Consider the following 15,498-nt stretch of genomic DNA (forward strand, 5'->3'; position numbering starts at 1 on the left):
TGATTCTTTAGAAAGAGTTTATTTTCAACTGAATAGTATGCTTACCAGGTGAGAGTCTAATAGATTCGAAAGCCGAAGGCACTTTTTTGCCATTGTGTATTAAATCTTTCCCCTCAAGATTATTAAGAGAGAACTCGGCTACCATATTACCAGGCACTTCTAGCTCATAAGTCTGTAACCTTGCATTGTTATATGTATATATACCTTTTATAGTTCCTCTTACGGTCGGCACTTCAATTGAGCTTGATTTTAATTTACTCATCTGCGGTTTGATTGTAGCGACGCCGAAACCAGGAGTTTTGGGTTTTATACCCCATAAGCCTCTTGGTATTGCATTTGCAGGTACAGCACCCCATGCGTGATTCCAATCTAAATTATTCTTATACTTCAAGGCCCAAGCTTCTAATGTAATGGTAGAACCAATACGTATCATATTGTACCAACTCCGATCACTTGTATCTGTAAATAACTGTAAAGCATAATCTTCCTCACCAGCATTGTATAAACCATCCATCAAAAATTGAGACCCATAGACACTACATGCCATACCTCTTGATTTCACAAATTGAACAACAGATTCAATATGTTCATCAGGAACTAAACCAAATGCCAATGGCATCATGTTAGCATGTAAAGAGGCATGGTCAGTTCCAATACCATCAACATAAATACCACGCTTTTTATCAAACATCTGTTCGTTTACCGCTTTTTTAGCCTTTGCCGCTCTCAATTCAAAATCCAATACTTCTTGTGTTTTTCCTAAAATTTTAGCGAATTCTGCCATAATCTTCATGTTCTCATAGAAAAACGCGTTGATAACAGTGCTGTAAGGTTTAAAAACAAAACCATCCCGCTCTCCTTTGTTATTAGGATCCCCGCCCCAACCAGCAGAAGGCCAGTCAACAATATCTGTTAAGGGTTTATGATAACCTGGCTTAAAACCAAGCTTATACATAAACGCTTCATCAACTTTTGTCGAGGTAATTAAGCCGTCTTCATTTGATAATTCATACAGTGTCTTATACTTTAAAGGTTCGTAATAGCGTTCGACAAGCTCGGTATTACCAGTGTACATATAATCTGCATGCAATAACAAAGCAACATGCTGTTGCCATTCGGTGGGCCATGTTGGGTGTTCCATAAAATACTCTATGGTACGTCGCCCAATAGCGTATTCTCTATCGGTTGTATAGTGACTTAACTGATTTAAATACGCATCAGCTTCATAAGGAATTCGCTCTCTATCACCATCAACATACAGCCCATTAAATGTGGTGGCTTTGATGGAGTATTTACATAAATCCCAAACTTGATTTAGAATATCATTATCACTTTTAAAGCTACTGGCTTCATCATCCCAGTATGTTCTATGGCGTAATTGTTCAAAATCTTCCGCATTTAATTCTTCTTGCATCCCTTCAACTTCGGCATACCTAAAAGGCATTAATACGGGAAATCCATCGGGTAACGGAATCGCCTTATTTGGGAGGGTGTTTCTCTTATCAGGTTTGATCTGAAGTTGATATTTTGTTTTGCCCGGCGTTACCTGAACTTTTATTTCTTGATACCGAATATGACTTTTCTTAAATGGTGTTCTATTAATATTTTCACCCTCTAACTGTTCCCCTATGCGGAAAGTTAAGGTATGTGCTTTTTTCGCTTTATATGAAAAGTCAATGGTAGCAAACGCAGCTTTTCCGAAATCAATGAAATAAAAATCCCCTCGTTTTTCAAATTTCTCTGGTTTAACTCTATCAACAACAAATTTATTTTCTGTGGATATGATATAACTATCACTTTTACCTGTAATGAATTTTTGTGCTTCGGAATAATCAACCAATCTATTAGCCTCATCCCATATGCGCACTTTCCAAAAGTATGTTTTTCCTATTTCTAGCGGAGTACCTGCATACTCTATGTTTGTGGATGACAATGCGCCTACACGACCACTATCCCAAACATCCCCATTGTTCGCTTCTATTATTGATTTATTAGATGCAACTAGTATCTGATAAGCCGATTGAAATTCAGATTCTATAGGTACGGTCCACCCAAATTCTGGTTTTAAATCGAATATCTCAACATCTTCACTTGGTTCTCTAATAAGTTCAACCGTTAGATCGGTTGGTGCCGCTCTATATTTATTGCTGTTTTGCTTTATTAGTTCATCAAGCTTTTTCCGGAGTTTAGCTGCTGTTTTTTTATGTTTTTTCTTTCCTATTAAATTATTTACCTCCTGCGGATCTTTCTTTAAATTATAGAGCTCTTCAATTGTTTTATCATTTACATATCTGAAATACTTCCAGTCTTTAGTGCGTACACCTTCACTTGGCGGAATTTCACTAAAATCCCATATATGCTCAATTAAAATAGTATCTCTACCAATTGAATTTGACTCTTTATTTACAATTGGTAGCAAGCTTTTACCTTGCCAAGATTCTGGAGCTTCTATGCCTGCAAGATCAACGATAGTATGTGGCACATCAATATTTAATGCCATATCCTCTATATCTTGGTGTTTATTTACCCTCGGATCAAAAATGATTAAAGGAACACGTATAGAATTATCATACATTAACCATTTACCCGCCATTTGACGTTCTCCCAGAAAATATCCGTTATCACCCATAAGTATGATAACCGTATTTTTATCTAGTCCGTTTTCCTTTAGCTTATTGCGAATTTTAGCAATCTCTAGATCGATACCAGCTATCATTCGGTAATAGCCTTTTACACTATGCTGATATTTTTTTGGAGTATCATAACGCCAAGTCCATCGCAATCTATTAAAGCCGTCTCTTACGATTTTCGGTTGTGCCTCAAAATATTTATCATCGCCTAGCGCAGGACCAGGGATATTCGTTTCCGCTAATAAATCGTTGGTAGTGTTTTGCCAAAAGTATTGATCCTTAGCACCATCGTGCGCATGAGGGGCGCTAAAGCTTAACGATAAACAAAACGGCTCATCATCTGATGAATTATCTATAAAATCTAATGCTTTTTGACCTGTATATCTTGTTAAGTGTACAGTATCCTTACCTAGAGTTTTATAATAGTAACCCCTTTTATCTTTGTATTTGTTATTTCTGTCATACGATTCATATTCATCAAATTGTTTATCTAAATCGTTATATCGAACACCATATTTGCCGTAAAATCCACTCTTATAGCCATTTTCTTTTAATAATCTGGGGTAGCTATTTACCATATATTCTTCACGGACATTTCCAGTTTTAAAATTAAAGTTATGGGCTCTTTCGGTAAGTCCTGTCAAAATACTTGCTCTACTTGCAGCACAAATAGGTGTCGTAACTATTGCATTTTTAAAATATGTCCCCTCTTTAGCCAACTTATCCATTTCGGGGGTGGTAACCAATTCATTTCCTATGTAACCTATAGCATCGAAACGCTGATCATCAGTTAAAATAAAAATTATGTTGGGCTTTTTCTTCGCTGATTTTGTAACCCTTTGCGCAATTGAAGAAAATGGCATTCCACAAAACAGGGCCATTGCGACCAAAACTTTTATTTGATGGAAAAATGTATAATTGATCATAAAGCAATTTAAGAGTATTCTAGAAAAATCATATCTATTCAAACCTAATAGTATGCTGTTGTATTTCCATCCTGTGCTATCCTGAAAGTTTTAGAAGAAAAATAAAACCCTTTACATCTGGTCAGGATATAAAGGGTTTTATCGGAATTCTAAAACTACTTTAACTTCTTACCACCCTGGATTTTGTCCAAGGTTTGGATTTTGAGATAGAGAACTTGTCGGTAATGGCCATAAGTACATCTTGTCTTCAAATTTAGGTTCAAAGGGAGTACCAGTGCGAACATCAATGTACGGAACACCATCAACTGACATAGTTTGGATGTTAGCACCGGGATACCTTGCTTCTGCTGCTGCATCAAAGCGCATTCCTAATGTAGGTGCTGCCAAATATCGTCCTTGTTTCCAACGACGAAGATCGTTGTATCTATGACCTTCTAAAAACAACTCAACACGTCGTTCCCTTCTAATCTCTACAATTAATGCAGAAACACCATCATCAGCATGTGCTGGATCCATTGGTGGATTAATATCCAATCCAGGCATACCTACTCGATCTCGTAACAAATTGATACTAATGTCCAAATCTCCCTGATTTATAGTTCCCAATTCAGCTTTGGCTTCCGCAAAGTTTAAGTAAACTTCACCTAAACGCAAACAAGGTGGAGACACTGTATGCTGGTTACGAGGCGATAATTCATCAACAGCATTCCAATGCTTTACTACATGATAGCCTGTGTTTGATCTATTTCTGCCTCCTGCCATTCCATTCAACCTGGGATAGGTGTTAGCTGGGTCGTTAGCATAATTTAATAGTTCTTGATCTTCTGGCGCTAGAACACACTGACGTAATCTCAAATCTCTATTTACAAAAACATCTTCAATTTGGGCATCACCAGCATAATTAGTCGATAGTGAAATTGGAAGACCATCATCACATAAAAAGTCATCTACAAAACTCTTTGTAGCACCACCATTGTAGTTCCAAAACAAACGTGAAGCAAAATGACCATTTGTTAGAGCTTCGTATTTTCTCCAGTAAATTACTTCTGGATTTCCAGCTTGTGTAGTTGATGAGGACGCATAACGATAATCACCCATTGGGTTTCCAGTAGTATACAATGAGAAACCACCTGTGTTCATCAATTCTGTTGAGGCATCAACGCTTTCTTGTAACCAAGTATCTGCTCCTGAGAGGCCATGATATTTTCGCCAGGTTCCTTCAAATAAGCAAACTCTGGACTTTACGGCCAAGGCGACCCACTTATCTACACGACCAGGATCTTGACCATCATTAGGAGGTCCCCATTCAGCGGGTAAATTGGCAATAGCATAATCTAAATCCTCTAGGGCTTTTCCCATGACGAAATCTCTATCGTCTCTTGCACCATTTAATTCTGGCGAATCAGTAGCTAAAACCTTATCTATCCATTGCATGTCTCCAAACTTAGATACCTTTTCGGCATAAAACCAGCCTCTAAATAATCGAGCCTCTCCTTTATATTGATTAAGAACATCTTCATCTATGGCAACTCGGTCATAGTTTTCTAAACCAAAATTAATAGCTCTTACAAGCTCCCATCCTTTTGGATCATAACCAAAAGCTCTTGCAGAATTTTGTACATTAAAATTACCCGTACTTACTGTAATCAAGTCTACCGCTCTTGGGTGTGTAGCACCTAAATTGTCGCTCATTTCGTCCATCCACCATAATCCATCGCGAAAATTTACACCAGGCCCAACACCTAACCCCATTAGAATCGGAATTCTTCTATCGTCTTTAACGAGTTCATACAAATTATTATTGTAGTTTATGATGTCGTTTTCATTGTTCCAAAATGTTTCATTACTTACTTCATCAAGCGGTATGCGCTCTAGAAATTCATCATTACAACTAAACATTAAAAATGCCGTTACCAAAATTATATATTTAAATATTTTCATGACTTTTTAAATTAAAGTTATTTAAAGATTAAGTAATAGCCCTACACTATATGTTCTTAAAAGTGGGTAGTCTATAGAGTCGTCAAAAACATATTCTGGGTCTAATGGATGTCTAATATTTGAGTACTCCCATAAATTTTGCCCAGCAACATATACTCGCATGGTAGAAAAACCAATTTTTTCAGAAATTTTTTGTGGAATATCATAACTGATATTCAAATTTTTCAAACGTACATAACTGGCATCTTGCAAGAATCGTGTTTGTGACACATTATTTTGTGCACCACCAGTCGATGCGGCAGGAAAGTAAGCATCTCTATTATCTGGTCTCCATGTATCTGTTAACCAAGCTTTATCACCATAATAGGCTCGCCATGGGAAAAACCATGTCCAGTTAGCATTTGAAGGGTAGTAATCTCTTTTACCCACTCCCTGAAACAGCACAGAAAGAGAAAACCCTTTGTATCTTAAATTGGTATTAATTCCGTAGGTATATCTTGGTGTGGTATTACCAATTCTGACTAGATCACCACGATCTTCTAATCTATTTTCACCATTATCTATAACACCATCTCCATTTAAATCGGCAAATTCTATATCGCCAGTGGTCCATCCATTTCCTATATCATCCTGTCTTTCATCAAAAGCAGCAATCTCTGTTGGATCATCACTCTGAAAAATACCGACTGTTTGATATCCCCAAATCTCACCGATGTCTTGCCCCACATAAAATTCATCTAAGGAGCCCGTAGGGTTTTCATATTTGGTAATTTTACTACTATTGTCTGCTACGTTTACATTTACCGAATAGCTAAAATCTTCACCAATTTTATCTCTATAAGTTACAGACGCTTCCCATCCTTTTGTTCTTAAGTCAGCACCGTTTTGTAATGGTTCGTTAGCACCAATAACTTCAGGAAGATCTACACGCAACAACATGTCTTTAGTATCTCTTGTATACACATCAAAAGTCATGTCTAATTTATTTTGAAACAAACTAATATCTAGACCTAGGTTTTTACTTACAACGGTTTCCCATGTAAGATCTGGACTTACAAGGCCAGGAGGACTAACGGTAGGAATTTCTCCTGAATTCAGTACATAATTTGAATTATTAATTGCCAAAGATGGGATATAAGGGTAGAAATTACTGCCTAAAAGTTGATTTCCTAATTCACTAAAAGAAGCTCTTATTTTCAAGTTAGATAACCAATCTTTGGTACTGGACATCCATTCTTCTTTAGAAATAATCCAACCCGCTGATGCGGAAGGAAATAAGCCAAAACGATCTTCTTTAGGGAATCTAGAGGTACCATCATACCGCACAGTAGATTCAATTAAATACTTTTCTTTATAAATATAGTTGAATCTAGAAAATCCGCCGCGCAAAGTGGCTTGAGATCTTCCACCTCCATTATTACGTATACCAGTTGCTGCATTTATATCAAAAAGACCAGGGGTCAAACCTGTTGCTGAAGCAGAAATACGAGTGTTAAAATCCCACTCTTGGTTAAAACCGGCCATCAATTTAAAATAATGCTTTTCAGAGATTGTTTTTTCATATTCAGCATATGCATTAAACACATAGTACTGATTAAAATCTCTAAACACATTAATATCATCATCACCAACACTTCTAACAGGCTGAGGATCTTCGAGGTCTAAACTTACCACTTCATAAAATGGTCTATACCTTTCAAATTGTCTATTTAACGCATTATATGAGAAATCACTTCTAATTTTAAGGCCTTCTAAAGGGGTAATTGTAATTCCACCCTTCAACCATAAATCTTGCACTAAGTTTGTTTCTCTACCGCCATTTTCTAACTGCTCATAAATAGGAAAAGCATGGTCCCAGCTTCTACCTTCAAATTGCTCAAAACCTGGAATTAAAGGTACAATGTAAGGTCTTATAGGTTCAATTCGTATCAATGTATTTATATCAACACCTGCAGGCTTATCAGAATTTTCAAAGTTGGTCGAAACCTGCGAATCAAAAGAAATAATATCATTTATTTTATAATCAACTTTTCCTAAGAAGTTATACCGTTTAAAATTATCGTTAGCCGGGTTGTTCCAGAAACCATCAGTATTAAAAAATCCAACAGATGTGTAGTAATTCACTTTATCAGAACCGCCAGATACACTTAAATCAACTTTTTGTCGAGGTGAAGTAGAGTTCATCAACGTTTCAGATAATCTTGGATATCCATAATTTCGGAAGTTACCATTCACTACCTCAAATTCTGGGTTATTGATGGGATCTGACCAAAACAAACGCAAACCCTCTAAATAAGCATCATCGTATCTTGCATTACCTCCAGCACGAAGTTGTGCTCGATTACGCTCTAATGCATAAACGTAACCATCATCAATGGGATCTACATTAAAAATAGGTCGATTCCAAGAGAGTAAGGTATTTAATTGTACGTTTATCCCTTGTTTACCTTTTTTGGTGGTTACTAAAATTACCCCAAAAGCGGCACGTGCACCGTAAATAGCAGCTGCGGCACCATCTTTTAGAACAGTCAACGTCTCGATGTCTTCAGGATTAATTCTATTCAAATCTTGAGGCACACCATCTACCAAGATTAAAGGGGCACCTCCGTTAATAGATTCAAAACCTCTAATATTAAAAGTAGGTCCTTCTGTAGGGTCTCCACTGGTAACAGTAACATTAAGATTCGGTATCAAACCTTGTAAGCCCTCACCAACATTAGCAATTGGTCTGTTTTGTATTTCTTCACTTGTTACAATGTCTAAAGCACCTGTTAAGTTAATTTTCTTTTGTGTACCGTAACCAACTATCACAACTTCATCTAAAGCAGCTGCGTCCTCTTCTAGCACTACATCGATTGTAGTTCTATTATCTACTTTAATCTCCTGTGTAATATAACCAAGGAAAGAAAAAATCAATGTTTGTTCTCCCGAAATCAGCGTAATTGAATAATTACCGTCAAAGTCTGTGACGACTCCATTATTGGTCCCTTTCTGGATCACATTAGCACTTGGCAGGCTAGAGCCGTCTGTTGATTTTACGACACCAGTTACGGTAGTCGTTTGTGCCGAAATTTTAGTAGTAGCTCCGCACATAAATAAGACTAGAAGCAAAAAGCTTGTAATTTTACAATGGCAAAATTGAAAGCCACCAATTTTCTTTTTTTTAAATGTTGACATAATTCTCAGGTTGGTTAGGTTTATACTCTTAAATAGTGTTGAATAACAATTCCTCAACAGAACCAAGTTATTAAACAACAAACCGTTACGCATCCTGTGCTATCCTGAAAACAAATAGTTTGAATCGTTTCTTAAACTGTAGTAATTAAAATGATGCTATTCTTCCCAAGAATCCGTTCGGAAAGGAGATACGGGCAAACCTGCAATATTAAAAAGATTGCCTTCAAAACAACTGCTAAACAGATAACGAACCGCTACTGGCTTTTTTACTTCTGCTGAGTAAACGGTTAACGTCCTATCTTTATTGATTGTGACTTTGGCTGGATAAAATCTTTTGTTTTTACCCGCAATCGTAAATCCGACAATTTCTTCACCAAAACTACTTAGGCCTGATGACTTATCAGCAGTACTTTTATCGAAGAAAATTCTAATAGAATTGGCTTCAACTTTCATTGATTTATACAACGGATTGACATATTGTATACCTTGAACATCGTATTGCTTAGCCAATGCCCAATACGCAAGTCTATCTGCTATTTCTTTTTTTCTCGCAGGGTGAATATCAAGGCAATCTCCTACATCACTCGTTACCACCATTCCTGTATAATCGACACTTTTTGCAACATTTAATTGTGCTTCACGAATTAAGGCCGCATTAATATCTGGGGTTTTACGAAGTGTGTAATCGTAGGGAGCTATTTGAACAAAATAAAATGGTAGCTCGGGAATTTTCCATTGTTCGCGCCATGAACTGATTAGCTTTTTCATCATTAGTTCATACGGTTTTGGATTAGTGCGATTCGTTTCGCCCTGATACCATAATATTCCCTTGATTTTATAATTTGTCAATGGATGTATCATCGCATTGTATAAAAAGCTTGGCAACTTTTGTTTGTTGAAATCCTCCGGTAAAGTATCGATCATTTTTACATGACTAAATTGAGAAACCACTTCTTTTGGCATCCATGGTTCTATTCGAGTACCGCCCCAAGCAGCCTCAATGATACCAACAGGAACTTTTATTTGATCAAATATTTTCTTGCCGAAGAGATATCCTACAGCACTAAAACCTTCTACCGATTTTGGCGAAGCCACTTCCCAACTACCAACAATATCTTCAAGAGGAGTTACACTAGCATTTCTTTCAGAGTTTAAAAGACGAATGTGGGGATTATTTGAATTTAAAATAATTTCGTTAGAACCTATTGTTGGACTGTTGCTTCTTCCACCAACCGCCATCTCCATATTTGATTGCCCTGAACAAAGCCAAACTTCACCAACTAGAAGATCTTTTAACTTGATGGTAGTACTACCCTTTATACTGATCGAATGAGAGGTGAATGACCCAACTGGTGTTTTGATAGTGACATTCCAATAACCTTTAGCATTGGTTTTAGTTACAGCTGCATAGCCCCAACTAGTCTCTAATTCAATAGCTTTGTTAGGTAAGTCGTAACCATAAAAAGGCATAGTTTCCTGCTGCTGTAGGACCATTAAGTCGCTAAAAAAGGAAGGGATCTTTAATTGTGAGTAACCAACGTAGCTGCCTAAAAAAAATAGAATAAAAGCTAAAAAATTAGTACATCGTTGATATAACCTCATCCTTATTAATTTAGTTTTGGTTCCCAGCCGGGCTGATAGGCTCTTGACCAAAGTCTCATTGCTTCACGGTCAAAAATTCTTCCTGAAACTTCATCAACCTCAAATGATTTATCTATGCGGTATGCAATATTTGCATAATGTGTTAACATTTGGGAAATTGCACCTTCATCAATTGGAGAATTTAATTTTTGCTTACCTCTAATTGTTTCGAAAAAGTTTACTGAGTGCATAGTGGTGAGACCACCACCTCCGCCTAAAGCCACTCCACCTTCTTTTTCTTTTGATTTACTATCTCTGATAAGCTTTCCTTTAAGGTCGTACAAAGCATAACCTTGTCTGTCAACAAATACAGAGCCCTTAGATCCATATATTATTGTGCCTCTTCCCTTTCCGTACTTATCATGTCTATTACGACTACTACCATCCCACTGAATGATACGATTATCTGCGAAAGTATAGGTAGCTTCCATGGTGTCATACATTTCCCAGCCGTCATCCTTATATTGTCGCTTTCCGGCAATTACCATCACATGTTCGGGATACTTGACCTGTAGTGCCCAACGTGCAATATCCAACTCGTGAGTTGCATTATTACCCATTTCGGCCGTACCAAAATCCCAACCATACCAATGCCAATTATAATTCCATGTGTCATGAGTATATTCCTTTCGTGGAGATGGCCCTTGAAAAAGATCCCAATCTAGCCCTTCTGGTGGCGCAGCTTTGACAGGATTGACTACTCTGCCCCTACCATTTACGTAGAATGCAATCGCCTTATAAACATCGCCGATGGCTCCATTATGAATATCTTTCATAATCTGATTTGTTTCTACTGAGGAGCGCTGTTGATTTCCCATTTGAACAACTTTATTGTACCTTTTTTGGAAAGCAACTACAGTTTCATTTTCCTGCGGATTATGACTACATGGTTTTTCTAAATATACATGCTTACCTGCCTGCATAGCCATGCAAGCTCCGGGAGTATGCCAATGATCTGGTGTTGCCATAAAAACAGCGTCGACCTTTTTGTCATCTAGGATATTTCGAATATCATTTTCTAGGCGTGGCTTATAACTAGCTTTTTCTGCAAATTTTGCTGCCCCTTTTTCACGTTGACTTTTTAGTACGTCACATAAATACAAAAGCTTAACATTACTCTTTTTATCCACAATGGGGTCAATAAATCCTGGATAGCGTCGTCCTAAGCCTTGAATAGCTAGATTAATACGATCGTTGGAACCAATAATATTTCTATAGCTTGATGCAGACATAGCGGTTAAACTATTTGCAAGACCAATTCCTACTGTTGCCGTAGCTGTTTTTTGTATAAATTTTCTTCTACTTGTTTTCATGGTATTACTACTTTAATTTAAGGACTTAATCTTAATATTCTTAAAAGAAACGAGATCTCCATGATCCTGAAGTAAGATATTTCCTTTATCTAACTCGCCGAAATTTGGCCATTTAGCATATTTACTTTCAGACACCAATTTCAAATAATCCTCGCTTTTGCGCTCATACTCCAGAACTTTCATTCCATTAAGCCAGTGTTCAACATGATTATTTTTAGAAACTATCCGTGCACTATTCCATTCTCCAATTGGCATTACTGGCTTTTTAACATCAGCTTGGATTAGATCATAAAGAGAGGCAATGGTCCGACTACCTTTATGATTGCCTAATTTAGCGTCCGGATGTTTTTTATCATCAAGAATCTGATATTCCAAACCTATTGAAGAGCCTTCGCCCTTATTAATATCAGTATCTACATAATATTTAATACCACTGTTAGCGCCTTCGGTAATTTTAAAATCAACCTTTAACTCAAAATCACTAAATTTTTCAGTTGTTACGATATCTCCTCCAGCGGTGGACTCACCTCCTCCAGAAGCGAGAACTGTCAACTCTCCATTTTCAATATTCCAACCTTTTTCCGGAAATGAATCTAGTTTAGCGCCTCGCCAACCTTGCGTTGTTTTACCATCCCACAATAATTGCCATCCTTTGTTTTGCTCATCGGGTGTGAGTTTATTTTTAGTAATAAAGGGTTTTATGGGCGATTTTGTACTGTATTGCATCATTACTGCACTATCGGTAAGTATTTTTATATTCTTCCATTGCACTATTTTACCCGCATCTTTAGGATCTCTTATACTATGTACTTGTAAGCCAATAAAACCACTAGCTGTTTTTTCATCAATAAGGAAAGATGCCGGTACGCTATTTATCCAAGTCTTAATAGTATCACCTATAGCTTCTACACGATACGTATTCCATTCGTTTTGTTTGAACGCCGATTGCGCCTCTAGATTATTATCCAATGGGTAAAGCCATTTTCTTCTTCCTTCATCATAAATTCCTCCACTCCATGACCTTTTTGAAGGATCAATCTCTACCTGATAGCCGTGTACTCGTCCGTTTTGATAATGGGCCAAACTGTTACTTCGTATCTGAACCCCAGAATTCATACTACTATCAACCTTAAAATCAAGTTCTAATATAAAATCGCTGTAATGCTTGTTAGTTGTTAGGAAGGTATTTGGTGAGTTTGCAACGGTAGTCCCCGTTATTATTCCATTATTCAACTCATAGGTTGCGTTTCCTCCTTTGGCTGTCCAAGCTTCAAGGTTTTCCGTATCACTTAAATAGGTCCATGGCACTTCATCTTTTGGCTTGCTACAACTTATAAAGCAAAGTAGAACAAATCCGAAAAGAATATTTAAAAAATAGTAATTGTGTGTTTTAGATGTTTTCATTATCTGATCAAATTTCTTGGAATTTATTGTGTTTAAGGTTTAATTATCAATAGAATATACAATAAAAAACCCTTCACTTTGTAATTAGTATGGTGAAGGGTTTTATCGTTAAATACAATAGCCATAAAACTGACACTTGCTTTTTTATTTATTATCCACCAGTATTTGGAGCTGGATATGGGCTATTTCGAACAGGATCGTTAATAGAATGTCCTATTCCATTTAAAACTACATAATTGTAATTTCTGATGCGTTCATTTTGTGAAGTGGCCGTAGAAGGCAGTGGAGCTGGAGACCGATTAATATCAACTCTATATCGTTCATCTCGTCTCATTACTATAAGACCATCTTCTCCTGGTATTAAGGTTTGAAATGTGTAATTCACTCCATATTCAGAAAGTGTTAGCTGATCTACAAATTCAGTAATGATATGATAATTGAGTATTGTTCTTAGTACATCTAAATCTGCTCTTGCCATTACTTGTGCAGGCGTTTCATTTTCACCGACTTCATCGTCACCGGTAATTAAATCGATAACATCCCCTCCACCAGTAAATGCGTTATTATTTAAAAATAAATAAGTCCTATTTGCGCTCATATCGTCGTAAACATCAATCATCCCAGCAGCTTCAACGGCAGCTGCCATGTAATTATAAAGCTCTCCATTTAACTCTCCCTCATCATTTAGTTGCTGGTTTTGCTGTAGAAACTCCCATGCCGTCATATCTGAAAAAGGATCCTCAAAACTTACCTCTGGATTAAAAGTAAAATTATCTTGTAGATCTAAATCGCAACCCAAAAAGGAAAATGCAATAAAGAGCAGAACATATGCTTTAATTGTCTTTATTTTTTTCATTGTTTTTGTTTTATGAGTATTAATTAGTAACCAGGTGTTTGATCTAACAATGGGTTTTCACTTAAATGTTGGTCAAAGATTGGTAATAACAGTCGTTGTTCCGTCAATGGCGTTCCGCCTGGAATTGTATCTAAGATTGGATTTAAAACTTGGATTGCCTTATTAGTACGACGCAAATCCCACCATCGTTTACCTTCACCTAAAAGTTCTAACTGTCGCTCATCAAGAATAAAGTTTTCTCGTTCATCCTCATTTGCACCAAATTCTACCGCTGTAACAGGAGGAAGTTGTCTAGCAGTTCGTATCTCATTCACAAGTTCTAATGCCCTTGCGTCATTTCCTAAACGGTTTTCAACCTCAGCTAATAATAATATCATACCTGAGTAACGAAATAATACAATATCACTGTCATCTAAATCCTGACTATAGTTTGCTTTGTTGTATTTTGCTAATCGCGCCTCACCAATTTCAATACTTCCAATACCTCCAGCACCTCCTTCCCGAGAAAAGAAATAGCGCCAATCACCGTATAATGGTTCTAGATCACCCCCATCGATACTTACATTAAGAGCCGGATCGGTATCAGGATATTTGGTAACCCATCCAAGCGAATCTATAGGAAACTTTTCTATCCATTTATTTTCGAGAACAGGTGATAAATAATAAGATGGTAAACCTGCAAAGTACAGTGCAAAAATTCCAGATCTGTTAGCTCGAGTCTGACCGGGGTTATCCCGTGGTTCATTAATATCAAATCTAATTGATAGTATTAACTCAGGTCCTGATTGTACTTTATTTGGACCTCCCCCATCTCCTGTATCATTTAAAAATAGATCTTGCCATGCGAAGGGAGTTGTGACGAGACTAAATTCATTGCTGTCAATTAATTTTTCTAAAGCGATTTTAGCATTTGCATCTTCACCAATCCAAGCATATACTTCAGCTTGAAACGCCCAAATACTAGTAAGAGTAAAGCGATAGGGATCTGCAAAATTCTCCATGTTATCCTCAGCTGCCAACATATCTGGAATGATGACCTCATTCAAAATAGTATTTGCCGCAGTTCTTGGTTTTTGCGTTTCTTGATTCACATTTTCAATAGGTTCCAAGAATAATGGTACATCGCCCCATGTGCGAATTGCCTGAAAATATGCATACGCCCTTATTGCATATGCTTCGGCGAGCAAACTTGTGTCAAAACCTTCTATTTGCGGAATAAATTTAATTGCCAAATTAGCTCTGTTAATCATGGAATAAAAATCATTCCATCGTAAAACGTTGCCATTTCCAGAAGTGACAGAATTAAATACTACTTCTAAATTATCAGCATTTGCCGATTCTGAACCCTGTGTATAACTATCTGTAGCCCTTAATTCACCCCAAAAGTAATGTTTCAACCTAAATGTAGGCTGCATCCCATCATAAATTGCAATTACACCTGAATTGGCGTCTGCATTATTCTGCCAAAAGTTGTCTGGAGCAATCTCACTAATAGGCTGCTCATCTATAAAATCATCGCAAGAAACTGTAAAAAGGAGTACCACGATAACCGTTAAAAAATGGATACGGGTTTTTATATTTTTCATTGTATTCATTATTTTAAATTTTAC

At 36.9% G+C, this 15,498-nt stretch carries 8 protein-coding genes; all 8 read right to left on the reverse strand.

The features are described 5' to 3' along the window. Positions 1-7: 7 nt before the first annotated feature. The 8 genes from GWK10_RS11410 to GWK10_RS11445 all read right to left on the reverse strand — a co-directional run bounded on the left by GWK10_RS11410 (position 8) and on the right by GWK10_RS11445 (position 15,474). Positions 8-3,556, reverse strand: a complete 3,549-nt coding sequence (locus GWK10_RS11410; RefSeq protein WP_239540748.1) for a sulfatase-like hydrolase/transferase — start codon at positions 3,554-3,556, stop codon at positions 8-10. Between the two features lie 168 nt (positions 3,557-3,724). Further along, entirely contained in the window at positions 3,725-5,497 is a 1,773-nt protein-coding gene (locus tag GWK10_RS11415) for a RagB/SusD family nutrient uptake outer membrane protein (RefSeq protein WP_164032494.1), read from the reverse strand. Between the two features lie 21 nt (positions 5,498-5,518). Beyond that, positions 5,519-8,674, reverse strand: coding sequence for a SusC/RagA family TonB-linked outer membrane protein (locus GWK10_RS11420; RefSeq protein ID WP_164032495.1), 3,156 nt, complete (start codon positions 8,672-8,674; stop codon positions 5,519-5,521). 156 nt (positions 8,675-8,830) lie between these two features. After that, the gene (locus tag GWK10_RS11425; RefSeq protein ID WP_164032496.1) at positions 8,831-10,276 is read right to left on the reverse strand and encodes a sialate O-acetylesterase; all 1,446 of its coding nucleotides are present in this window, start codon (positions 10,274-10,276) and stop codon (positions 8,831-8,833) included. A 5-nt stretch (positions 10,277-10,281) separates the two neighbouring features. Next, positions 10,282-11,628, reverse strand: a complete 1,347-nt coding sequence (locus GWK10_RS11430) for a Gfo/Idh/MocA family protein (protein ID WP_164032497.1) — start codon at positions 11,626-11,628, stop codon at positions 10,282-10,284. 12 nt (positions 11,629-11,640) lie between these two features. Further along, positions 11,641-13,032: a 3-keto-disaccharide hydrolase gene (locus tag GWK10_RS11435; protein ID WP_164032498.1), complete on the reverse strand. Its 1,392-nt coding sequence runs from the start codon at positions 13,030-13,032 to the stop codon at positions 11,641-11,643. Positions 13,033-13,183: 151 nt separating this feature from the next. Continuing rightward, positions 13,184-13,888 carry a hypothetical protein gene (locus GWK10_RS11440; protein ID WP_164032499.1) on the reverse strand — a complete coding sequence of 235 codons (705 nt, stop codon included), beginning with the start codon at positions 13,886-13,888 and terminating at the stop codon, positions 13,184-13,186. 23 nt (positions 13,889-13,911) lie between these two features. Then, positions 13,912-15,474: a RagB/SusD family nutrient uptake outer membrane protein gene (locus GWK10_RS11445; protein WP_164032500.1), complete on the reverse strand. Its 1,563-nt coding sequence runs from the start codon at positions 15,472-15,474 to the stop codon at positions 13,912-13,914. Positions 15,475-15,498: the final 24 nt, after the last annotated feature.

The organism is Spongiivirga citrea, from assembly GCF_010671565.1.
In the GTDB taxonomy this organism is placed as follows: domain Bacteria; phylum Bacteroidota; class Bacteroidia; order Flavobacteriales; family Flavobacteriaceae; genus Spongiivirga; species Spongiivirga citrea.